Source organism: Salirhabdus sp. Marseille-P4669, from assembly GCF_900240405.1.
Classification (GTDB): Bacteria; Bacillota; Bacilli; order Bacillales; family Alkalibacillaceae; genus OEQK01.
Map to the genome: position 1 here is coordinate 104944 of NZ_OEQK01000001.1, position 24404 is coordinate 129347.

Annotated in this window: 22 protein-coding genes and 1 pseudogene; 15 read left to right on the top strand and 8 right to left on the bottom strand. The window is 36.5% G+C overall.

Annotated features, from left to right (window positions below; translation table 11 throughout):
• Nucleotides 1–71 precede the first annotated feature (71 nt).
• The gene (locus C1A05_RS00495; protein ID WP_102026215.1) at nt 72–602 is read left to right on the top strand and encodes a LysM peptidoglycan-binding domain-containing protein; all 531 of its coding nucleotides are present in this window, start codon (nt 72–74) and stop codon (nt 600–602) included.
• A 70-nt stretch (nt 603–672) separates the two neighbouring features.
• Here C1A05_RS00495 and C1A05_RS00500 read toward each other — a convergent pair whose 3' ends face one another.
• Nucleotides 673–1101 carry a VOC family protein gene (locus C1A05_RS00500; RefSeq protein WP_102026216.1) on the bottom strand — a complete coding sequence of 143 codons (429 nt, stop codon included), beginning with the start codon at nt 1099–1101 and terminating at the stop codon, nt 673–675.
• A gap of 96 nt (nt 1102–1197) precedes the next feature.
• Between C1A05_RS00500 and C1A05_RS00505 the strand changes: the two genes are divergently transcribed.
• From C1A05_RS00505 to C1A05_RS00545, 9 genes are all read left to right on the top strand, one after another.
• A complete protein-coding gene (locus tag C1A05_RS00505) occupies nt 1198–1848 on the top strand; it encodes an RNA polymerase sigma factor (protein WP_102026217.1) in 651 nt (216 codons plus the stop codon).
• Between the two features lie 135 nt (nt 1849–1983).
• On the top strand, nt 1984–2697 hold the full coding sequence (locus C1A05_RS00510) for a nuclease-related domain-containing protein (RefSeq protein WP_159461947.1): 714 nt from the start codon (nt 1984–1986) through the stop codon (nt 2695–2697).
• 17 nt (nt 2698–2714) lie between these two features.
• A complete protein-coding gene (locus tag C1A05_RS00515) occupies nt 2715–3452 on the top strand; it encodes a hypothetical protein (RefSeq protein WP_102026219.1) in 738 nt (245 codons plus the stop codon).
• Nucleotides 3453–3703: 251 nt separating this feature from the next.
• The gene (locus tag C1A05_RS00520) at nt 3704–5305 is read left to right on the top strand and encodes an ankyrin repeat domain-containing protein (protein WP_159461948.1); all 1602 of its coding nucleotides are present in this window, start codon (nt 3704–3706) and stop codon (nt 5303–5305) included.
• Nucleotides 5306–5417: 112 nt separating this feature from the next.
• Nucleotides 5418–6971 carry a redoxin family protein gene (locus C1A05_RS00525; RefSeq protein ID WP_102026221.1) on the top strand — a complete coding sequence of 518 codons (1554 nt, stop codon included), beginning with the start codon at nt 5418–5420 and terminating at the stop codon, nt 6969–6971.
• A gap of 240 nt (nt 6972–7211) precedes the next feature.
• Nucleotides 7212–7943: a MerR family transcriptional regulator gene (locus C1A05_RS00530; RefSeq protein ID WP_102026222.1), complete on the top strand. Its 732-nt coding sequence runs from the start codon at nt 7212–7214 to the stop codon at nt 7941–7943.
• On the top strand, nt 7940–8875 hold the full coding sequence (locus C1A05_RS00535; RefSeq protein WP_102026223.1) for an ABC transporter ATP-binding protein: 936 nt from the start codon (nt 7940–7942) through the stop codon (nt 8873–8875). Before C1A05_RS00530 ends, C1A05_RS00535 begins: the two co-directional genes overlap by 4 nt.
• Nucleotides 8875–9606, top strand: a complete 732-nt coding sequence (locus C1A05_RS00540; RefSeq protein ID WP_102026224.1) for an ABC transporter permease — start codon at nt 8875–8877, stop codon at nt 9604–9606. The genes C1A05_RS00535 and C1A05_RS00540 overlap by 1 nt, the downstream gene beginning before the upstream one ends.
• Nucleotides 9607–9709: 103 nt before the next feature.
• Nucleotides 9710–10930 (top strand): hypothetical protein, encoded by a 1221-nt coding sequence (locus C1A05_RS00545; RefSeq protein WP_102026225.1) that lies wholly within the window; start codon nt 9710–9712, stop codon nt 10928–10930.
• A 348-nt stretch (nt 10931–11278) separates the two neighbouring features.
• Here C1A05_RS00545 and C1A05_RS00550 read toward each other — a convergent pair.
• Nucleotides 11279–12795, bottom strand: a pseudogene (locus C1A05_RS00550) (glycine betaine uptake BCCT transporter).
• A 245-nt stretch (nt 12796–13040) separates the two neighbouring features.
• Between C1A05_RS00550 and C1A05_RS00555 the strand changes: the two are divergent.
• Together C1A05_RS00555 and C1A05_RS00560 are read left to right on the top strand one after the other, a co-directional pair.
• The gene (locus tag C1A05_RS00555; protein ID WP_102026226.1) at nt 13041–13832 is read left to right on the top strand and encodes a MerR family transcriptional regulator; all 792 of its coding nucleotides are present in this window, start codon (nt 13041–13043) and stop codon (nt 13830–13832) included.
• Nucleotides 13833–14024: 192 nt separating this feature from the next.
• Nucleotides 14025–14708 (top strand): CPBP family intramembrane glutamic endopeptidase, encoded by a 684-nt coding sequence (locus C1A05_RS00560; protein WP_234998234.1) that lies wholly within the window; start codon nt 14025–14027, stop codon nt 14706–14708.
• 24 nt (nt 14709–14732) lie between these two features.
• On the opposite strand, the gene C1A05_RS00565 is transcribed toward C1A05_RS00560, so the two are convergent.
• Nucleotides 14733–15908, bottom strand: a complete 1176-nt coding sequence (locus C1A05_RS00565) for an MFS transporter (protein WP_102026227.1) — start codon at nt 15906–15908, stop codon at nt 14733–14735.
• 79 nt (nt 15909–15987) lie between these two features.
• Between C1A05_RS00565 and yeiL the strand changes: the two genes are divergently transcribed.
• Together yeiL and C1A05_RS00575 are read left to right on the top strand one after the other, a co-directional pair.
• A complete protein-coding gene (gene yeiL, locus C1A05_RS00570) occupies nt 15988–16659 on the top strand; it encodes a transcriptional regulator YeiL (protein WP_102026228.1) in 672 nt (223 codons plus the stop codon).
• Between the two features lie 190 nt (nt 16660–16849).
• Complete coding sequence (locus C1A05_RS00575) at nt 16850–17611, top strand: 3D domain-containing protein (protein WP_102026229.1); 762 nt, start codon at nt 16850–16852, stop codon at nt 17609–17611.
• A gap of 74 nt (nt 17612–17685) precedes the next feature.
• Here the strand turns inward: C1A05_RS00575 and C1A05_RS00580 are convergent, their stop codons facing one another.
• The gene (locus C1A05_RS00580) at nt 17686–19347 is read right to left on the bottom strand and encodes a peptide ABC transporter substrate-binding protein (protein WP_102026230.1); all 1662 of its coding nucleotides are present in this window, start codon (nt 19345–19347) and stop codon (nt 17686–17688) included.
• 395 nt (nt 19348–19742) lie between these two features.
• Between C1A05_RS00580 and C1A05_RS00585 the strand changes: the two genes are divergently transcribed.
• Nucleotides 19743–20513 (top strand): TerC family protein, encoded by a 771-nt coding sequence (locus C1A05_RS00585; RefSeq protein WP_102026231.1) that lies wholly within the window; start codon nt 19743–19745, stop codon nt 20511–20513.
• 53 nt (nt 20514–20566) lie between these two features.
• Here the strand turns inward: C1A05_RS00585 and C1A05_RS00590 are convergent, their stop codons facing one another.
• The 4 genes from C1A05_RS00590 to nspC form a co-directional block, all read right to left on the bottom strand.
• The gene (locus C1A05_RS00590) at nt 20567–21247 is read right to left on the bottom strand and encodes a Na-translocating system protein MpsC family protein (RefSeq protein ID WP_102026232.1); all 681 of its coding nucleotides are present in this window, start codon (nt 21245–21247) and stop codon (nt 20567–20569) included.
• Nucleotides 21248–21463: 216 nt separating this feature from the next.
• Nucleotides 21464–22156 carry a DUF2294 domain-containing protein gene (locus C1A05_RS00595; RefSeq protein ID WP_102026233.1) on the bottom strand — a complete coding sequence of 231 codons (693 nt, stop codon included), beginning with the start codon at nt 22154–22156 and terminating at the stop codon, nt 21464–21466.
• A 232-nt stretch (nt 22157–22388) separates the two neighbouring features.
• Nucleotides 22389–22958: a histidine kinase dimerization/phospho-acceptor domain-containing protein gene (locus tag C1A05_RS00600; RefSeq protein WP_102026234.1), complete on the bottom strand. Its 570-nt coding sequence runs from the start codon at nt 22956–22958 to the stop codon at nt 22389–22391.
• Between the two features lie 317 nt (nt 22959–23275).
• Nucleotides 23276–24403 (bottom strand): carboxynorspermidine decarboxylase, encoded by a 1128-nt coding sequence (gene nspC, locus C1A05_RS00605; protein WP_102026235.1) that lies wholly within the window; start codon nt 24401–24403, stop codon nt 23276–23278.
• Between the last annotated feature and the right edge of the window lies 1 nt (nt 24404).

Consider the following 24404-nt stretch of genomic DNA (forward strand, 5'->3'; position numbering starts at 1 on the left):
ACCCCTCCAGAAATAGTTTGCTATAGGAAGTCTATAACACCTAGGAAAAAATATTGGAGGATATTAAAATCATGAAAAAATTAACGAAAAAGTGTTTATCACTAGTAACAATTACATTAGGAGTAACTCTATTTTCGACCCAAGCTTATGCAGATAGTAGCTATCAAGTGCAATGGGGCGATGTTCTATCAAAAATTTCAAAGGAACATAATGTAAGCATTGATGCTTTGGTTGAGGCTAACGCTTCTATTAAAAATCCGGACATTATATTCGCCGGACAAATGATCACGATACCAGATTCAAAGAAGGAAGAAACGTTTCGAGTAACGGCTTACACAGCAGGCTATGAATCTACTGGAAAAAGCCCTGGTGATCCAGGTTATGGGATAACAGCTTCAGGTACCAAAGTGGAAGAAGGCCGAACACTCTCTTGTCCACCATCATTTGCCTTTGGTACAGAGGTGTATATTCCTTATTTTGATGATACATTTACATGTGAAGATAGAGGTGGGGCAATTACAGAAGGGCGTATGGATGTCTATATGGAAGATTTAGAGGATGCGCTAGATTTTGGTGTTCGAGATTTGAAAGTGCATTATTAAGGAATTTATGCATATAGGAACACAAGAAAAAAGAATTACCACTCCATTTGAATGGTAATTCTTTTTTTATTTATTTATTGTTCCTATCCTTTTTTTGCATTCTCCTAATATTGTCTGAGTGATAAGCGGAACCTTCAACTTCATTTACCACACTAAATGGATTACCATCCAAGTCAAAGAAATCAAAAAATTTCATTCCACCAAAATCATCAATCTCGGTAGTAGCGATGCCGTTGTTTTTAAAATGTTGGTGTGCCGAATCGATATCATCAACTATAAAATTAAAATAGCAATTCTTCCGATCCCCTTTTGTAATAAACTCAGTGGGCTGTGGAGATTCAACTTGTACCAAGCCTAGTTGTGTGGAACCAGAGGGTAAATAGAAGCCAACACCATCTCCCCAGCTATCAATAACTTTTGCACCAAGAAACTTTACATACCATTCTGTGGATTTTTCGATGTCTGTGACGGGAATAAAAACACTACCTACTTTAAACATAATCTTCCTCCTTGAACTGAATTTCTTACGTATAACGTTTATAATAGTTTAAAAGTTACACATTTTATAAATATTTAAATAAAAGGGTGTTAGAAAATGGTTTTTGATGATTTAGAGCTTGAGATTAAAAAACTTTATAAATATTGTTTAAAGCTGTCAGGTTCGCCTTGGACAGCTGAGGATCTAGTTCAAGAAACAATGTTAAAGGTTTATAAGGCAAAAAGGACTGATCCGAAAAAAGAACTCACTTTTTCCTATTTATGTACGGTGGCTAAAAACCATTTTATCGATGAGAGAAGGAAATATAAAGAAGATATCGCCCTGAACGAAGATTTGTTCGGTGAAGAGTACGATTTTATCAATTCCTATAGTTTAATCGAAATATTACTTAGCGCCCTACCTTTGAAACAGTCTATGTTAATAACGTTGAAGGATGTATTTGGGTACACCTCAAAAGAAATAGCAGCTATGTTAAGAGTAAGTAATGAGTCGATTAAAACAGCACTTCATCGTTCTAGAAAGAAATTAAAATTACAAAGTAACAATCTAGACAATAAAGTTCCAACACCTAATCACGAAATGATTATAGAACTCTCAAAAGCAATACGGGAATCGAATCCAGTACAAATATTTTATTATTATCGACTATTGGAATCACAAAATTATCAAGTGAAAAGGAGTTCTGGGCAATCCGTATTTCATGTAATAGACCCGGATGGGAATATTTTGGAGGTTATGTCTTCGTAATTTGAACTATCTCCCTACTAACACAACGTGGTATTATTAGTATTACTATTCTAATAAATTTAATCGAAATAATTTAATCGGTATGTAGGATTTACGTTTGCAGAAAAACTTACTTCATAGATAGGAGCAATGTTCATGGCAGTCATACATAAAGGGCATAATGAATTAAAACAAAAAGCAAGAAACTATTTAATACTTGCTATCACTTTCTGGATTCCCCCTGTTCTTTACATTATTGCCTTTACCCAAGGATTTCACTTTGAGGGTTTGGCTCATCTTTTTCCATTTTTATTAGGTGGAATTGGGACGATCCTTGGTCGCAAATATTCTGCGTTACGTTCAGGCATCGTAGGGGAAGAAAGTACTTCAAATGTACTTCAAGAACTTCCGGACGGATATGACGTTTTTAACTCCGTTCGCCTGACAACAAAAGATGGACGGGCAGAATATGATCATGTGATTGTGGGCGAAAATGGTATATTCGTAGTTGAAGTAAAAAACCATAACGGCACAATTGAAGGCAGAGAAGAGGAGCATTCCTGGACACAACACAAGGTTGGTAGAAAAGGTGGAGAATATTCCAGTCAAATGAGGAATCCTGTAAAACAAGTGAGAAGACAGGTGCATATTTTATCTAGTTATTTAAAGGATAACCAGCTTAGGATCTGGGTAGAAGGAGTAGTATACTTTTCAAATCCTAAGGTACATGTTTATGTAAACACAGTTAGGACACCTGTTTTTACATCATCAAGTGCATTGAGTCATTTTCTAACAAGCTATGAACCAAGAAGAAAAATAGCAGATAACGAGTTAGAGAAAGTACGAAGATTACTAGGAAACGAATTTTAAACGTTGGAGGAATTGTTATGAAAAGAATTTGGACTTTATTTCTATTTATTACAATGATTAGCTTGGTGACTGCTTGTTCGAATAGTGATGATGCACAGGCAGCAGATAGTAAGAACAATGCAGAAGAAGCTAAGGAAGATAGTCAAAAGAACCTTTCCAAGCTTTCTGAGGAAGAATTGGCTACACATTTCTTTAATGTTATTACGACTGGTGATGTAGAAGGTATTTATGAAAATGCGTATGAAGGACAGCTTGACAGTCTTAAGAATGGCATCAATCAAATAGAACAACAGTTAAATAGTGCTGAATTATCAATGGAAGTAGAAGAAGTGCTTGGTAAGGTAACACTAGAGGAATACACACTTGTTGTATTATTAAATAAAATAATGGACAAGGAAGGAAATATCCTTAATTACACAACAGGGCAAATTGGCTTGATGAATGTTGATGGACAGTCCCAATATGTTTGGGATTTCACGACAGTACCTGATCACATTGTGGCTCAAGAAGCTCAAGTAGTAGAGCAATTAAATGCGTTAATGGAAAATGATCAGAAGGTAATGGAAAGAATCCAATGGGCAGAGGAACAAAACCGATTGCACCAAGAAGCATTCAATCTTCACATTCAAGCACAGCAACAAGCTGTAGACCAACAAAATCAAGTGAATCAACAACAGCAGCAACAGCAACAACAGATGCAACAACAGCAACAGCAAATGCAGCAACAAATGATGACACCGCCCCCAGGATTTTAAAGAAAGCATTAAGGAGCTGCGATAGCGGGCATCTAAAGCTGAACAATTCTTATAAGTGAGATGAAAAAGACATTGGTAAATAATGGACCAATGTCTTTTTTCTATTACGAATCCTCGATGTACGCTATCTTAATGAAGATCCCTAGCACTCTTATTCTCTAGTAAAGCAATTTCTAGTAATATATACTAGGTATGGAAGTTGGATGTACTATGATCGAAGTGTAAATATTCTGGAGAAAGATGGGTTTTGTATGAAGTTATTTAAAGCTTTCGGATTACTATTACTTGGTGGACTTTTAGTATTAGGTGGACAGCACCTTTTAGGGGAAGGTGCAACATTATTTGGAGGTTCAGGAGAGAAAAAGGATAGCCAACAAAAGGAAGAGCAGCTACGAAAAGATATTGAATCCTTTTACTCCGCTTATCAACAAGGTGCATACGATGTTATGTACGAATACTTATCTTCATATGCAATGAAGCAATATCCACAAAGAGATGTGTTTATCGACGAATTTGGGGAGTATAACGATAAGCTACTAGATTATGAAATAGTAAGTATTAATTCAAGAGATAAAGTAGATCGAGATCTAGGCTTGATGTTTGCCCATATTAAATTTACGAAGGAAGCTATTGCGAATCGTTCTTATAGTGACCCGTATAGTGAGGGCGACGTCTATGAAGAAGAAAGGATTATTCGCTTTGAATATAATCGACTAAAAAAACGTTGGTTATTTTTAGATACATATGATCTTTCACCTAATCAGTTTTATTTACAAGTATTTCTTAACGATATTACTCAGGAACGGTTTGAATTATTTCGTTTATTATTTAATCATGATGCATCTGAAGCATTAACGATTGAGAAACTTGGGGAACCTGTTTCTCGAGAATTAGACGAACTTATATATGACAATTTTTCTGTTGTCTTTTCTGATGGAACGGTCTCTCAATTTAAAATGACTCTTTCTGAAAAATATTCTACTGAAGAAATCATAGATAAGTTTGGCGAATATGATGAAGAGAATGAGAGTGGTTTTACTTATTACTTTAAAGATAGATACATAACCTTTTATTCTTCTAATGGAGGTCAAATAGATTCTGTAGTTTATTCAATGCATAATAATGTTGCAATGCAGGATACAAGTTCATCTTATTCCTATGAAGATGAGATTGGTGATCCGCTTGAGGGAGCAAACAAGCTAGCTGAAGCAGTTGAAAATAGAGATGTAGAAGCTGTTAAAAATTTATTGGATGCAGGGGTGGATCCTAATGTGGAAGCATACCAAACGCCATCTGCACTAACAATCGCTAAATATAACGGTTATGGTGAAATAGCAGAATTATTAATAGAAGCGGGTGCGAAAGGCGATTTTGATGACCAAATTATTGATGTTGTGAATGCAATTATGGAGGGAAATAATGATTATCTTAAAGTACAGTTAGAGAATGGGCTTGATCCGAATAGTGTTGATGAAAATGGAACAGAGTTATTATATATAAGTGTTTCCAGTAACAATTTAGAAGCCGTAAAGATGCTATTATCTGCAGGTGCAGAATATGAATTTGAAGGCATCACGCCACTTATGATTGCAGCGGAAAATGGTAATATAGACATTTTAAACGTTTTGATAGAAGCAGGTGGAGACATAAACAAAATAGCAAATGGAACGGAAACAGCTTTAATTTTGGCAGTAAGGGCGGGGCATGCAGATATGGTTCAAGAACTAATAAACTATGGAGTGGATGTAAATCCGCCAATTGACGGTTATTCTCCTCTTAATGAAGCGATATATTATGGGGATACAGAAATAATCGACATGCTAAAGCAAGCCGGAGCAAGGGATTATGAATAAGAAGCAGCAAGGCAGGTAAATATACCTGCCTAGTTTTCTATCGTTTCACAATTAGCGTTCAATCTTTATGATAGGATAGAAATAAAAAGAGTGACAAAGACAGGGGAACAACATGAAAAAGATTATCGTACTTATTTTACTATTATTTATATTAACAAGCTGTAGTAAGGAAGCAACGAATTCTGCTGAAAATGGTAGTGATGCTGATTCTAGTCTAATGAAGGAGCAGAGTCTAGAAGTAGGAGCCATTCCTCCAGACATTTCTGGAATAAATTTGATCGACAATAAGGAAATCGATTTATCCGATTTTCAAGGCAAGAAAACCATCATTTATTTTTGGGCAACCTTTTCCGAGCCTGGTGTGGGTGGTATGGACAAGCTACAAAAGCTTTATGAGGAGCAGGAGGTTTCTATTCTTGGTGTAAATATTGAGGGAGACGTTACTGCCGTACATCAATTTTTAGATGAGCATACGATATCGTTTCCAGTCATAATAGATGAAACGAACTTAGTAGATACTTTTCAGGTGGGAGCATTGCCTAAAACGATTATTCTAGCAAGTAATGGGACCATTTTGGCTAGTCAAGATGGTGCTAGTGATACACCGTTGTGGGAGCAATCCTTACTTGATACTAGTGAGAGCAATGATTTAGTGAAGCAGAGCAGTTCGAATAATAACGCAACGGAATCCTCCAATGAAAAATTACTAGATACGTATATTCGAAATGGGGATGCGGAAGCTATTTTAACATTATTGGAGGAACACCCGAATCTTGATGTGAATAAAGATAGAAAAGAGACAAGGCCGTTAATTGTTGCTAGTAGATTAGGTGAGAGAAGGATTGTAAATATTCTTTTAGAAGCCGGTGCAGACCCAAACCTAACAAGTCCAGCTGTGCATTATACACCCTTAGAGGCAGCTTTTGAACCTTCATCTGAGGGCGAGGAAAAACCAGATTATGTCATTTATGAAATTGTTTTATCGTTATTGGATTATGGAGCAGACCCAAATGTACCCTTTGTAAATGGGGGTTCAGCTTTACAAGTCGCTGAAAGCAAGGAGCTGCATTATGTAGCAGAGATATTGGAAGACCATGGTGCAGGGAGCTCTGGGGATACAGCAGATACTAGTGTTGAGGAAAATGCGCCGAGAGTATTTGATACATACGAAAAACGAGCAGAGCTAGCTGAATTTACAAAGTCGGTTCAAATTGGAGATGACGAAGCAAAGGTTAGAGACTTCGTTGGGAATGGAACGAAATACGCAACGGATGAGAGGTTCACAGTGTATGGACCTTTTCCGTCTAAGTTTATTGCACAGGAAGGCGTTATTAAATTGGTGAGCTGGGGAAGGGTTAAACTGTTTGATATCCCACTACCAGGTGATGCTTTTTATGAGTGGAAAACAGACGAAGGAGTAGGTCCTTATGCCACGTATGAAGAAGTAATCGAAGCGTACGAGGAATATGACCCTAAGCTACTTTATAGACAAGGTGAAGATTATCCAGCTTATATTATGGTTGACTACACCGATTATCTTCTCGTATTTACCTTTTATGATGGAGTCATTCAGACCGTATTTCAATGCACACCAGAAATGTTAGAAGAGGATATGGTTAGGAATACAAGCTTCACGTTCGATCATTTGGAGGATCACCCTTTTTAATAGAATATACGAACTCTTTGTAAATCCTGAATAGTTAAGTCGTCTTAAATAGAAACTTGTTTTAAAGCCGAAAATGGAAGCGTAATTTCCATTTTCGGCTTTTATCGTAAATCAAGAACAAAAAATGGCATTCCATCTCTATTTTTCAAAAAATTATAACTTTTTAAACTTTCCTATTGAATCACACGTAACGTGTTGTTTTATACTTAAGGAAATCATCATGCACAAAGGAGTGTGGAAATGTATACGATTGGGCAATTATCAAAGAAAACCGGTGTAACTGTTAGGACGTTAGACTACTATGATGAAATTGAATTAGTTAAGCCTTTGTCGAAAACAAGTGGAGGTCATCGTTTATATGATGATGAGGATGTTATGCGGTTAGAGCGTGTCTTGGCGTTAAAATATATTGGCTTTTCATTAGAACAAATTAAAACGATATTACATAGTTCAACCCCAACCTGGCAGCAGTCCATTCAAGAGCAGTTACAGTTGGTTAAGCAAGAGCAAATTCGTTTAAAGAAATTGGAGAATGCGCTTCTTCGTGTATCCTCTGCCATTGAATTAGAAGGAGAAGTGAATTGGTCCATTCTATTTGGAATCATCCAATTGTTTCAGCGAGGACCAGGGGATGAATTTCAATCCTATAAAGAATACTTAAATGATGATGAACTGCAAAAAATGATGGAAATGGATGCTCAAATGACAGAAGAGGATATGAAAAATTGGGTGCAGGTAATTCGTGAAATTAGACAAAATCTAGATGCAGATCCCTCATCGGAATTGGCTCAACAGCTTGTAGAACGATGGGCAAATCAAGCAGACAGCATATTCGGTCATGATGAAGAATTACTTGGGGATATGTGGCATGCCCTTAAAAATTTGAAAGAGGGAATGGCCTTTTACCCATTGGATAAAGAAATCATTGATTTCATTGAGCGTGTTTATATGGCGAAGGAGGGACAGTTATGATTTTAGAGGTAGCAGGTGTGACGAAGGTTTTTTCTGGGAAAGGAGAATCCAAAACAATCGCAAATGACAACCTTTCCTTTCGTATTAACGAAGGGGAACTATTTGGTCTGCTTGGACAAAATGGAGCAGGCAAAACAACATTGGTGAACCAAATACTAGGATTGGTAACTCCGGATAAAGGGGATATTCATTTGCTTGGAAAATCAGTGCTTCAATCACCGAAGTGGGCACGGACCATCTGCTCTGTGCAGCCACAATCACAAGTGCCATTAGGTTTTCTCACGCCTAGGCAAGCAGTGACATTAATGGGGAAAATGAGAGCAGGAAAGGCTTTTGATTCGAAGCGGGTGGATCAGCTTTTTGACTCACTAGACATGGGGGAATGGGCAAATAAAGAAGGGGAAAAACTGTCTGGAGGAGCTAGACGACTAACTGCTTTTTGTATGGCAGTAATTGCACCAGGTAAGTTAGTAATCCTAGATGAACCTACGAATGATGTGGACCCTGTACGCAGGCGTCTGCTTTGGAACGTTATACGTGATTTAACGAATGATGGGACCTCTGTCATTTTAGTAACACATAACGTAGTAGAGGCTGAAAAGGTAGTGGACCGGGTGGCTATTATCAAGCAAGGGCAATTTTTAGCGGTTGGATCTCCATCTGAAATAAAAAGCTCGGTAAGTAATTTAATGCGTATTGAGGTCAATCTTGCCAGTGACTTAGTAAATATTCAGATTCCGAGTTGGGCATTATCGACCTATCAGAAAGGCTCTCGTTTACTATTTTCCATGGACCCATCGGATGTGCTACCAACAATAGATTGGGCGAAGGATCAGTCCGACAACGGTCTTGTGATCGATTATTCCTTATCTCCTACTACTATTGAGGATGCTTATATTGAGTTAACCTCTAGAAAGGCGGGTGTTGTATAATGCCCCTCTTTAGTCATTACAAATATGTCTTTCAATTACAGTTTTTACGAAATGCAGGTTTTCTTATATTTATGGCCATGATCCAAATATTAATATCCATTGGTATTGTTATTGGGTTTACCTATCTTATACCAACTCCAAATACAAGCACCATCCTGTATTTAGCAACAGGAGCACCAACCATTATTTTAATTTTTACAGGACTCGTAATCTTACCGCAACAGGTGGGTACCTCTAAATCGGATGGTTATATGGAATTTATGCGAACATGGCCAGTAAATCGTGGTGTTATCCTCGGGGCAGATACTACGATATGGTTATGCATTACGATTCCAGGAATAGTAGTTTCCACCATTGTTGCCCATTTTACGTTTCATCCAGGCTATGATATTTCATGGACTGTAGTTCCTGCTTTATTGATGATTGCCTTAACCTCAATTGGGATTGGATATGGATTTTCCTACCTCTTGTCACCTACAGCATCGTTAACCATTTCTCAAATTGTTGTTTTTGGTGCGCTCATGTTTTCTCCAGTCAATTTCCCTATGGAGCGGCTTCCAGAATGGCTACAATCCCTTCATGAAGTATTGCCTATTTATTCCATGGCTGAGGTTACTCGTGCTTCCTTAGCTGCATCTACCTTTGATGCTAGTTTCGGAAACTATCTAAATCTATTTATCTGGTGTGTGATTGGGTTTGGGGGTGCCATTTATATTTTGAATAAAAAGTAATTACCTTTAAAGCATTCCCTTCCTCAAGTAATTCCTGTAATATTTTAAACTAGAGACAAAAATGTAATTCTAGTAATAGGATACGTATGGGAGGTACTACTTTTTGATAGACAACAAGATGATGAAATTAATGAAAAGAAATAAAGCTTATATGATAATTTTACTAGCAGTTTTCTTAACTGCTTGCAGTGGGGAAGGAGAAACGTCGAAAAGCAATACTGGAACAGTAGATGTTTCGGAGGTTATCGATCATTTTGAGGAATCTGGTTTTACTATTGGAGAGAAAAAAAGATTACTTGCTGAAGTAATCGGTGCGGAGTATGGGTACGAAGTCGTTGTTAATGATTCCGACCGTGATGTGGAGCTTTATCGGTTTGATATTAACAGTGCGGACAAAATCTTAAAGGAAACCATCCAAAAGGCAAAACAAACTGGTATCTTTGAATTCAATGATCAAACGATGGACATGTTATTTAACGGCGAAGTTGCAATGTATGTAAGTGACGAACATCCAAATAAAGCACAATTGGAAGAAGCATTTATGGCATTCCCTGATGAATATAGCTTTGAAAATGTGGGAGATCAGCAGAATGTTTCAAAAGAAAATATTATTGATAATGTAACCAATATAACTGGAAATAATGTGGTATTAGGGGATACATATCAACATGTTCGTGGATTGCTTGGTGATCCAGATGAAGAATATGGTGAGGGTGGAGAGTCCTATTTAAAGTATAATAAGGCAATACTAGGGTTTAGTGCAGTGATGATGGATTCAGGAGAAATAGAATCCCTTTTAACAAATGTACAACGAGAGGATTTGTTTTCTTCCGAAGAGGAAGCTATCTCGGTATTAGGTGAACCTCATGACAAGCAATATATAGAGGAAATAAATATCGAAAGCTTAATTTACACACTAGACCAATATGAGTTGTCTGTTTGGATTGATGCAGAGGATAACGTTACAAAGGTTATGCTGTATGAGATTCAACCGAGTGATGGGAATGTAGATGATAACCAAGGTGAACATAGCGAAGAAGCTGAGCGAGCTATAATAACAGATGAAATCACGACAGACCTTATGGATGGGAGCTTTGTAACCATTCAGTTTAAACTCGTAACGGATTCGGAACAAAGTAAAGTTGAATTAGAAGATAGAGGATTTCAAGTTACAAATGTTTTAATGAATGAACTTTCTCAAATGACAGCAGCCCAGCTGGAGCAGGTTGAATTTGTGCAGACTACTTTTAAAGAAAGTATTAACCAGCTCCTGAGTGAGGGCGGTATTATCGAGGTTGAGATGATTAATAAAGCTATACGATGAGAAGTTAAAATCGTTGTATGAAATATAATGAGGGTATCAGATTTTACATAATTTGATGCCCTCTTTTTAATGCTATTCCTGTGTTAAATATTATAATGAGGGGGATGTAGTTAAATTTGCAAGGATTGTAATAATTGCTGGATTGTTGCAGAGAAAAATAAGGTGTTTAATAAAATGCATTAATAGTTAAAAAAATAATTAAATTCCTAGCCTTTACACTAAATTTAAATTTCAAACTAGATCCATTGTTAGCCTAATAAGCAAATCCTAAATTTCACATAAAATGTGATTCAAGAGAGACATTAGTAATAAAAGGAGGTATTAAAAAATGAACTACTTATTTTTCCATTATTTCTTCGGTCGTTTTTTTATTTTACCAATTCCAAGTACTTTTGCTTCCTGTCGTAATGCTTTCAATAAGCTTACTGCCATCAAGGCAATGATTATGGAAAAGGGTAAGGCAGCTATAATCATCATATTTTGCAATGCTTGTAAGCCACCGGAGTAGAGAAGAACGACGGCTATTGCCGATAGTAAGATGCCCCATGTGAATTTTATTTTATTACCTGGTGAATGGGATCCGTTCGTTGTCATCATGCCTAATACATATGTTCCCGAATCAGCAGACGTAATGAAAAAGGATCCGATAAGTACCATTGCTGTAATTGAAGTTACAAATGACCAAGGATAATGAGAAAAGACCCCAAATAGTGATTCCTCTGTAGAAAGACTTGAGATGTTCGCTATACCATTGTGTTCCAGTGAAATTGCCGAACCACCGAATGTAGAAAACCATAAGAAAACAACGAGTGAGGGGATGAGTAGGACAAAAAAGACAAACTCCCGAATACTCCTTCCTTTAGAAACCCGTGCAATAAAGATGCCTACAAAGGGTGACCATGCAATCCACCAAGCCCAATAAAAAATAGTCCAAGAATTTATCCATCCCCGAATGTCTTCATTTAACGGGGCAATACGAAAGCTCATTTGTGGTAGCGTTTGAATATAGGTACCAATTGTATTGGTGAATAAATTTATAATAAATAACGTAGGACCTACTATAAACATAAGTAAAAATAGAGCCCCTGCTAAAATCATATTAGCGTTACTTAATATTTTTTATTCCCTTGCCTAATCCAGACCAAGCAGAAATCAAAAATAATACAGTAACAACCGCAATAATAATAAATTGAATCCAAATAGAAGCTGGTACATCGAATAGATAGGCCAAACCACCATTGATTTGCACTGCTCCAAATCCTAGTGATGCCGCAACCCCTAGTACAGTTGCCAAGACGGAAAAAACGTCGATAGATTTTCCGGTAACGCCATTCACCTTATCCCCGAAGATAGGGTGTAAGGTTGCACTTATTAAGCCCAATTTATTATGCCTAAAATGAAAATTATGCTATTGCTAGAGCAACGATGGCGTATATAGCCCAAGCATGAATGCCCCAATGGAAAAAGGTAAATCGAAGGGCATCCTTTATTGCTTGATTGGTACCAATTTCACCAGTAGGGGAACTGATTGCATAGTGACTGATTGGTTCCGAGGATCCATAAAATACAAGCCCTATTCCCATACCAGCACTAAATAACATCGCAATCCAGGTAGGTCTAGAGAATTCTGGCTTTTCATCCTGATTGCCAAGCTTTATCCGACCAATAGGCGATATTAGTAGGAATAGGCAGATAACAAGTATAATGGTGACCAATATCAAATAGTACCAACCGAATGCATCAGAAAAGAAGGATTGAATATTAGAAGTAACCTCCTCTAATACATGTGGCATTAGAATTCCAGCAATAACAAGTAAAGAAAGAATCGATATGGAAATATAAAATACGATATAGCGTTGTTTCATCAAGTAACCTCCCTAGATGTGTCAACGCTTTTAGTATCTTCTTTTTCACTGATATCATGTAAAAAGTAATGAAAAAATTGGTCTTGATTGGGGTCATTTTAGTATTTTAAAGGTCTATTGTACTGTGAGTCATTCCTACTCTCTACCAATTAGCGAATTTTTAAAAGTGTTTACGAATCTAAATCATACGTATTAAGATAGATATAATACATTACAATTTTCAGATAATTTACTGGGGTGAACGTATGTATACGATTGGACAGGTAGCTCAGTTCCTAGGTATTTCTCGAGATACATTAAAGTATTATGAGGAAAAAGAACTGGTTAAGCCAGTGCGTGATGATAATGGTTATCGTAAATATAATCCATTTGATATTCATGATGTGATTACAACTAATTTTTATCGAGAGCTCGACCTTGGGATTAAAAAAATTCGAGAGATAAAAGAGAGTAGTAGCATAGAAACAGTAGAACATATTTTAGAGGAGAAGGAAGCGGATATACTGGCGGAACTAGAGTATAAAAAACGACTTTTAAAACAAATAAAAGCAGCGAAGGAGGAATGTAATAAAATAAAGGAGCTTTTGGGGACGTATACGATTAAAGAGATGAAACCACTTGAAGTAATTGGGGAAATTTCAGACTATAAAGCTTACCATGAATATGAAATGATCCGGAGACATACGGAGGGCTTGAAAAAGGCAGTGACATTAAAAAGTGTGAGACGTGTTATCCATTTTGATGAAAATGGGATAAAGGATGATCGTTTTATCGTAGTGAAGCAAGTAGAAGATACAGATGATTCTCTTAAAGGGGAAGTCCTTGCTCATCCGAAGTGTATTTATATGGTTGTGGAAAATGGTAGAGCTGTAGAAGGTGAAAAAAATATCGATAATGAGATTGGGGAAAGAATTGTAACAATTGCGAGTCAGGAAGGTTATGAATTAACAGGTATTACATACATTAATATATTATTGACGATATATGAAGATGGATTTGAACGTGTGTTTTTAGAATTATACTCCCCTATTACATAATGCTTGAGCTGGGGGTAACCCACAGGTTTAAAATGAGGCTATTAAGTAATCGTTGTGTTTTAAAGGAGTGGGTTATCATGAATAAAGCCTTCAGAAGGCCGTTGTTAAACTTTGTTCTCTTAAGCTATGGTATTTTTTGCATTTTTTACGGCAATTGGATTTGGTATATTGCTAGGTGTACCTAAAAGCATTATGACTATTTTACAAATTATCTCGGCATGGTCCTCCACCTTTGCATTTATTTTTTTATTTAAGCGAATCTATCCCGGAAAGACTTTAAAGAAATTTATCAGAGATCAATTTGCTCCAAGAATTAAGGTTTCCGTTCTTTGTACAGCAGTAATTGTACAAGGGATTATCATAGCCTTGTCTTTCACCTTGCTCTCAGTTTCAACAGAGACTTCACTATCAAATGCTGGTTTGGGGCTATTCATCCTTGTATTTATCGATAGTTTCGTAAGAGGGCCATTAGGAGAAGAGTTGGGCTGGCGCGGATATGCATTAAATGAATTGCAAAAGAATCACTCTCCACTGAAGTCAGCACTAATCGTTGGTGTCTTGTGGGGATTTTGGCATACGCCACTATGGTTTGCTTCAGGGTATGTGGGTCTCGATTTAGTTACCTATATTCTGCTATTTATGATTGGTATTGTATCTTTTTCCATACTTGTGACCTTGTTTTTCAATTTAAATAAAAACCTAGTAATACCGATTGTTCTCCATCAATTCTTCAATTTTTCGCTTGCATTATTTCATGGGAAATTATTAGATGTGTTGACATATGTAATGCTGTTATACTTTGTTGCTGCACTCCTTGTAGTGGTGCTGAATCCTAGGGGAATTTTGTATAAAAGAATCGAAAAAGACCATCTATAAATAGACGGTCTTTCCCCAGTAAAATCAGACTGTAGCCAAAACCTCAATGTTTCGGTGTTCTAATTTCCGATATAGGAAAGCTAGCAGAATAGAAGGGATTGTACAAACAACCATTCCAATAAAGGCAAGTCTTGGCTCGATTTCGTATAAGTATCCACCGAAAATAGTAAATACAGCGGTGCTCCAGCTAAGTGCTAGTGCAGAGTATATACCTTGTGCTTTTGCGATTTGAGCGTGCGGGATATTTTGAATTAAGTATTTCATAAATGCATAATGTGCCATGGCGAACGAAAAAGCATGCAACGTTTGTGCGATACTGAAAACAAGGACATTTGGAAATAGAAACACCAATATCCAACGTACAGTGGAACCAATAGCCGCAAGCGTCAGCAGGGAGCCTACTGAAAAATTACGAAAGCCTTTGTCTGCAATTGAAAAAAATAAAATTTCTGCCAATACCGCAATGTTTATAATTAGGCCGATTAAGTAAATCGGTGCATTAATATCCTGGAGAAAGATATAACCATAATTATAGTAAGTAGCATGGGCTGCTTGTAGTAAGATTGCAATTAGTATCACTAAGCCAAAGTGTTTAATACGAAATAACTGGAGCATACCCACTTTTTCTGTTTGATCCACCTTTGGCTTTTCCGACAAGATATCTGGTGCACGCATAAACCCTAGAGATACAAAGCCAACTGTCCCCAGTAGTAGCGCCCATAAAATGATTTCATCACCGAATTTCCCTGTGAAAACAGTTAAAAGAATACCTACGGACACAAAGCCAATGGATCCCCACTGCCGACTTCGACCATAATGCTTTAATTGTTTGCTTTGTACAAGTACACTTGCTGCACTATCTAATGCAGGCATAAGTGTTGGGTAAAATACGTGTATGACCATCGTTACGATTAACAAACTCGTAAAGGAATTTGCTGGTATATAACAAAGAATAGACACGAGAGTACCGATCCCAGCAACACGTAATATTCCTTTACTGCTAAACTTACTAGATAAATAAGGAAATGCAAATAAAGTAGCAAGTCCTCTAGCAGCTAATCCTAAACTCATAATTAAACTCGCCTCAGGTACGGAAATGCCTTTTGTATAAATCATCCACCCTGACCAATAAGGTAGAAATATCCCCCATGTTAAAAAGAAACTAAAAAAGTGCATACTCATCCAACGCTGTGTGTTCATTCTATCGCTCTCCTTTGCTAGCATGATATAATGAATTGGTGTTGAAAAATAGGAGATATCTCATATTTTGGGGTGAATCATGGAAATTTATAAAAATGAAAAAAGACAACGTTATCTGGATGAGACTAGATTTGAGCAATTGTTTTCTTTTCCAATTGATGCATTCTTAGAGGTGCATGAGTATAAACGAGATGAGTGGATCATCAAAGAAGGGAAAAGACCTTATTATTTATATTATGTCATTGAAGGAAAAGCAAAAATATATGTAACACATCATAATGGAAAGGTGTCTTTAATTAATTTTGTTAACCCAAATGAGTATATTGGGGAAATGGAATTATTACATGATGTGTATTATACAAAAGGGATACAGGCCGCCACGAAAACCATTTGTTTTGCTCTCCCTATATCCCACTATCGGAAACATTTGCTAGAAGATACAAAGTTCCTACGTGAGTTAACTAAAATTCTCAGTGTAAAGGCCACTGTTATGGCAGCTAAATATTCACAAAGTCTCGCATTCCCGCTTGAGAATCGCCTAGCCGATTTTATATTGCAAACAGGGGACGAAGGAGTGTACAAAGAAAAACATGTTACAGTTTGTGATTATTTAGGTGTATCCTATCGACATTTATTACATGTGCTTACCCAGTTTTGTAATAAAGGCTACTTGAAAAAGCTTGGTCGAAATTATCATATTGAACAATATGATGCCTTACGTGAACTTGCTGATGTATTGAGGAATAAGTGATGAACTTATTCTTCCCTCCCCTTTTCTTCGAGATTACTTCAAAGTTATTCCCTTTTAAAAAAGCTTAAATGACAATCATATAGACTCTGAGAATGAGAGATAAAGGAATGGAGATATTATTTATCTACTTTTCTATGTATAGAATCTATTTTTTATGGCTAGGATGACATCTAAAGAGAGGTGTTATCAAATGAAACAACAATTATTAAGAGGAAGCTTAATCATTTTAATGGCTTTAAGTGTATTCTGTGCAACCTTTATTACGATTTCGCATGTGTCTGCTATGGATATCAGTGTAGATACGTATCAAGAAGGAGCGCAAATGGACTCTAGTAATCTAGAAATGTTAGGAACAGAGATTGCTAGATACCAATACCATGAAGAGCGAAATATAGAGTTACGTAAAAAAGAACTAAAGGAAAAAGCACAAGATAAAGCCACCATGTCAAAACAAGAAAGTACAGAACAAGATAGCTCCATCCCAGATGAATCAAAGGAAGTGAAAGAGACTCCTAAGACATTAGAAGAAGCAGCAGATTTGTCACAGTATCCATCAGTAACAGTTATGGCTACTGGCTACACAGCAGGACCAGAGTCCACAGGTAAAAGCCCTGGACATCCTCAATATGGGATAACCTATTCTGGTGTTGAGGTACGAAGAGACTTATATTCTACGATTGCAGCAGACTTAACTAAATTTCCAATTGGAACAATCCTGTTTATTCCAGGTTATGGTTATGGAGTAGTAGCGGACAAAGGTGGCGCGATTAAAGGAGATAAGATTGATCTTTACTATGAGACTGTAGAGGATGTTTATAATTATTGGGGCAAGAAGGAAGTAGAGGTCTACGTAATTAAAAAAGGAAACGGTGACATAACGAGTGAACAATTGGATGAATTAAATGAGAAGGAATCCTTACAAGTATTCCGTCAAGATATTTTAGAAGAATAGACTTTGATTTCGGACTAAGAAAATAGAAAAGAGGAAGAACCCCTTTAAGGTGTTTCTTCCTCTTTTTACTTCCATTATTCAGCTGCTACATCTGCCCATTTGTATTCATATGTTGCACCAAATGGATTTACAAAGACTCCTTTTACTTTTGGAGAAATCAATTGTGCTCTAGAAGCTTGGTATACCGGTGCAATGACCGCATCTTCAAATAATAGCTTTTCTGCTTCTAAGAAGTTTTCATAACGTGCTACATTATCCGTAGCAAGTGCAGAAGCGGTATCTAGTACAAGCTTGTCATACTGCTCACTAGAATATCCTGTCTTATTGTTTCCACTATCTGTAGTAAATAAGTTCATAAATGTAAATGGATCAAGGAAGTCTGGTCCCCATCTAGTAAGCTGAAGCTCATAGTCCATATTGTTATCTAAATCAAGTCGTTGTTCTTTTGGAACCTGCTTAATTTTAACCTCTAAACCTTCTAGATTTGTAGAAAGCTGGTTCGCAACATATTCAACCAACATTTTAGTAGTTTGGTCATCATCCGTTAATAATTCAATTTCAACTGTTTCCGTTCCTAGCTCTTCAAGTCCTTTTTCCCAATAATCCTGTGCAGCTTCCAAATCGTATGTCACAAGATCTCCACTAACCTCTCGGAAATCCTCTCCAGTTTCAGGCATTGGCGTAAAATCAGCTGGAACAAGTCCATTTGCAACAATGGAACCATTATTTAGAATTTCACTTACTAATGCTTCTTTATCGAACGCTCTGCTTATTGCTGCACGAATATTTTTATTCGCTAAAGCATCTGTTGTTGTTTGATTAAACTTTAAGAAGTAAACAAATGTATCTGCTGAAACAACATACTCATCATCTGTAGCATATTGATCCACAAGGTCAGAAGTCAAATCGATTCGGTCTACTGTACCCTCTTCATATAAATTTAGAGCAGTTTGAGGATCTTTTACAACCTGGAATGTTAATTTATCCATGTTTACACTAGCTGCATCCCAATAATCTTCATTTTTTACAAGATCCCAGGAATTACTTGTGCTTTCCCATTCGGAAATTTTATAAGGTCCGTTTGCTAATAGATTGTCAGAACTTGTTGCAAAGTCATCCCCTTTTTCTTCCACAAATGCCTGATTTAATGGGAAGAATGTTCCAAATGTCGTTAATGTTTCAAAATATGGTGTTGGGTTTTCCAATTCTACGACTAGTGTATAATCGCCATCAGCAGTAACGCCTAAGTCTTCAGCAGGAAGCTCACCTTGACTGACTGCAGTAGCATTTTTAATAACACCATTCATCATGTAAGGACCATACTCTGATCCAGTTTCAGGGTTAACAGCTCGTTGCCATGCATAAACAAAATCATGTGCTGTAACAGGTTCGCCGTTTGACCAAACTGCATCTTCACGTAATGTAAACGTCCAAGTAAGACCATCATCACTTACTTTATGTTCAGTCGCAATACCAGGAGATGGTTTCGCACTTTCATCTAAACGATATAGCCCTTCCATTGTGGCAGCTAAATATACAAATGAAGATTCATCTGTAGCGATAGCTGGGTCCATTGATGGAATAGCCTCTGGGTTTACAAAGTTTAGTACCTTTTCATCTGCGCTTTCTTCACTATCCTTACTAGATGAATCTGCTGCCTTATCGTCAGAACATGCAGCCAAAGCACCTAGTACCAATATAAATGATAAAAATAATAGCCAATTTTTAATCTTCATCTACTTTTCCCCCTTAGCAAAATAAAGTTTTTCGAATATTTCATATGTACTGAAAATTAAAAAGTATAAAAAAGATTATATCTATATCTCGTGAACTTGTAAAGCTATATTTAAATAATGCATCTTGTTATTTATCGCGTTTAAAGTCCAACTCTTTCGGTTAAAGTACTGTAAACATACTAATACAGAGGCTTTTATAAATCTTTGGTCTTCATAAAATTTGCAATAAATCTTTGGTGTTAAAGAGGTCATATTGTTAATGGGAAAAGGATAAAGGGGAGGATTGCCAAAAACTTTATAAAAATTACTTATAAAACAGAAAGGATATTGCAAATATAAAAAGTAAATAAATAGAGTGCGTTTTTTTAAAACGTGTATTCGGAAGGAGAGATATATTGGAATCTATTTTATTAGAATATGCTTGGGCGTTGCTTATCTTAATCGGTCTCGAAGGTTTATTGTCTGCTGACAATGCTCTTGTTTTAGCTGTCATAGCAAAGCACTTGCCTGAAGATCAAAAGAAAATAGCAATTAACTACGGCATTATCATGGCTTTCGTTTTTCGGTTTGCGGCGTTATTTGCAATTTCTTTCATTGCAAATGTTTGGCAGGTTCAAGCTATTGGTGCAGCATATCTTCTCTATTTAGGGCTCAAACATATTATCCAGGCCCGCTTTGGTAAAGAGAACGAAAATATTCGCGAGGATGTAGAGGAAGAAGCGGATGGCAAAAACTTTTGGCCTACCGTGGGTAAAATTGCTTTAGCGGATTTAGCGTTTGCAATTGATTCGATTCTTGCGGCTGTTGCGCTTGCCCTTGGTCTTCCTGATTCGCCACTTGGAGATTTTGGCGGTATGGATGGAGGTCAATTCATAGTAGTTGTACTGGGAGGTATCGCTGGCTTAATATTAATCAAATACGCTGCTACCTGGTTTGTTAAACTGTTAAAGCAACGACCTGCATTGGAGACAACTGCATATGCCATTGTTGCATGGGTAGGTGTTAAACTGGCAGTTATTACTCTTGCGCATGATCAAATTGCGATATTAGATCACGATTTCCCGCATAGTACAGGCTGGACGTTAACGTTTTATGGAATTTTAATTGCCATTGCGTTAATAGGCTGGTTTGCACCGTCAAAAAAAAATCAAACTGAAGAGACATAGAAAGCAGGAGAAAGTATGTTCTGCTTTCTCCTGCCTATATCCTTACTAAAGAATTATGGATTCGTGATAAACACCATAAAGGATTTATCTTCTTCAATATTCCAATCAATAAAAATGTCCTTTATGTCTTCCTTGAAAATTTCATTAAATCGTCCATATCGATGAAAATAACTTTTTTCAAGATTATCTTTCGTTAGGATGAGCTCGGAGGTAAAGCCCTTTTTTATCAGTGCTTTCTCTATCGGGATTAAGATGTTTATCCGTTCTACTAAGTAAAGAGATGGGGATAAGTGAAAAACATTTATTTGATCAGGTGCCTTCTGTACTAGTTCACTAATTCTTTTGACTTCCTTTTCTAATAAAGATACATCAACAATCGAATTTTGATGTTCCTGCTTTTCAGTATTGTTAAAAACAAAGATGATTACCCCTGACTTATTGGGGATATTCCAGTCATGATAACATTCATCTACTTCCATATCCAATGATACTTGTACTACACCTGTTAATTCCTCTATCATATGATCGATAATAACAGTCCTTGCTTTTTCTACTTGGTCCCGTTGCCCCTGTGACAATAAAACCTCTTCCATTGGGGATAAAAAACCTTGAATATAGGTAACAAGAAAATGGCGATTTGCTGTTGTACGACAGGACTTTGGCCCCCTACCAAACTTCTTTCTTATTAATTTACTAACATAACTACTTATTGTATTTAACTGGTCATTGTTCACACTATACCCTCCTAAGACAGCCGATACTTAAAGTAAATGGACAGGAGTTTTACGATACATTTCAAGTTAATTGCCAATTTATATTAAGAGTATAACCAGCATGAATTTAATTACTCATTTACCATACCAATGGAATGTCTCTAAGGAATTCAGTGTAAAGAAAATCATATCTAGAGCGGAATGGAGGGATTCCACTACGTTTCGGTAACCTATAATTTACTGAAAGGAAAAGAAAATAGAGCATTGTTCTTTTTGATAGTCCCATATCATGTAAATATCATTTATCACTCTATCAAATAGCTGCTCAAACTTATTTATTTGACTTCGATATACTTCTCGAATCTCTCTTGTTCGAATTCTTAAAATATCTGTATAGCCTTGTTCGTATAATACGTGCTCTATCTTAAGCAAAACGTGCTCACATTTTATGGCAAACAATTTATGGTTTAGCATAGTCATATGTAATGTTGAAGGAGCCTTATGATAGTTAGCACTTACATTCCTAATAGTCTGCATGAATGCCGAATGTAATCTAGCATTTTCAATACCTCTCCAATTGGAATTTTCGTTCTCAAAAACAATGATACCCGCGTTTTTCTTGAAATTCCAATCGCTAGAAAAATGACTAAATTCTAATCCAAGCACTTCTCTAATTTCCTCAGCAAATTCTTTATAAATGGTATCCATTACCCCATAGCGAAAGTCATAAGCTAAATTCAGGTTATTATTTTTAATTAACGTTTCCTCTGCAGGAGTTGCAAAATTTTTAACTTGAACGATTAATATATTTTCATATAAAGTAGTAAAACAATTTTCTGGCCCTTTTCCATATAATCGTTTTAAGAGCTTGCTAAACGTAGCATTAAGTGTTAGAAGGTTCTCCTGGTGTAGGCTATTACTGTTATTCATCTTTCTGCCACCTTTTATGATATTTAAAGTCAAAAAAAGGCCTAACTCCTTATGGTATAAGAAGTTAGGCCATGGATAGACGATCTATTATTTGAATAGTTTCTACCATTTACCATACTATTTTAAACGTAAGTCTCTATTAAATTAATAAGTAGTGAGTCAAAATCATTACTAATGACAGTAAGACATTAGTCTTAAATATCTTATCATCATGGAATTTATTATGCAAACCTCATTCCTCGAAGGATAAAATTTCACCAATGATATGCTCAATGTGCTTTATATCCTTTTTCATTTCGCGGAAGTATGCCTCGTCTTGAACTCCATTTTCCATTAGATTGATAAATCCCTTTATACGAGTAATGGGATTCTCGATTTCATAGGCCATCCCTCTTGCAATGAATAGGGGTAAATCAAGGTTATGCTTTGTTTTATTAACCTCTTTTAATACAATGTGAATCATCTTTGATTTGGCATATAAGGTTGGTAATGCATTAACTTCAACCTCAACGATTTCCTTGTTAAGTTGAATGAATCTAAGTTTATCAACAGTTGGAGTAGCTTCTTTCTGTACCTTGTTGATCATTTCTAGTGTGGACGGAACATCATCATTATGTATAAATGAAAATATATTTTTACCGATAACATACTTCCTGTTAAGAGACCCCAGTAATCTCATACCATAGCTATTAATATGTTTTATTTTATTGTCGTAAACAACGATAATTCCATAAGGGTAATCCTCTATTAAATTGTTATAGTTCTCATCACTACCTCCATTATTTAATCGTTTTCTATTCATCACTTTTTCTCCTCATAACAAGATATTTTCAAAAGTAATATAGTTTGGCTATGTTTACGTAATCGATAAAAAAGAAAAAGCCAAAACAAGGGTAGTCTTTACTACCACTTATTTTGGCTTTTATTTTTAAGCATTAAAAACTGAAAAATCATTACCTATTATTCAAATATAATGTATTTTTGTGTTTTCATCTAAGGTTCAGGCGTATATTCCTAAATCCCTTCCTAATCGTACCTTATTTAGTCGTTTTATACAAATAATTCGAAGCAGGATTTGATAATAAAAGCCTGTCTTATAGGAGAATTGTCCGAATTGCATTAAGCAAGTCTTCCTTTAAAATCATCATATCCAAATTGGCGTACGATTTCGCAATCTCCATCCTTATGTTTCACAGCAATTGCTGGTAAAGGCATGCCATTAAATGTGTTTGTTTTAACCATGGAGTAGATTGCCATATCGCCAAAAACTAATCGATCACCACTCTTTAATGGCTGATCAAAGGAATAATCTCCAATGACATCACCAGTAAGGCACGTTTGACCAGCAAGTCGATAAGTAAAGGGCTTTTCAAAGGCTTCACCTGAATGGAAAAGTGGTGGTCGATATGGCATCTCTAATACATCTGGCATATGGCAGGTTGCAGAAGTATCTAAGATGGCAATATCGATACCATTTTGATGAAAGTCTAAGATAGATGTTACGAGATAGCCAGCATTTAAGGCAATGGCTTCACCTGGCTCTAGATAAACCTCTAAACCATATTGATCCTGCATTCGTTTAATACAAGCTTCTAATCTTGGAATATCATAATCTTCTCTTGTAATATGGTGTCCCCCACCGAAATTAATCCACTCCATTTGTGACAGCCATGGACCGAACTTCTCTACAACCGCATGAAGGGTCGTTTCTAAGTCATCTGAGTTTTGCTGGCATAATGTGTGGAAATGGAGTCCAGAGACACCATCTAGTAAGTCTGGTTGGAAGTCTTCTTGCTTCACGCCAAATCTGGAACCAGGAGAACAAGGGTCATAGATTTCATGTCCTACTTGAGTGGAGCATTCTGGATTAATGCGTAAGCCGACTTTTTTTCCAGCCTGAAGCACTTTCTCTTTGAATTTTTCCAATTGGGAGAAGGAGTTAAAGATAATATGATCACAAATCGATATAATCTCGTCTATTTCGTCATCCCGATAGGCAGGGGCAAAGACATGATTTTCTTTGCCCATTTCCTCATAGCCAAGACGTGCCTCATATAATCCACTAGCTGTAGTACCAGTTAAATACTCCCCAATTAGTGGATATAAGGTACTCATAGAAAAGGCTTTTTGTGCTAATACAATCTTAGCGCCAGTACGATTCATAACCCCATTTAAAATCTTTAAATTCTTTTCCAAAAGGGCCTCGTCGACTACAAAACATGGTGTTGGTAGATCCTCAAAGCGCATC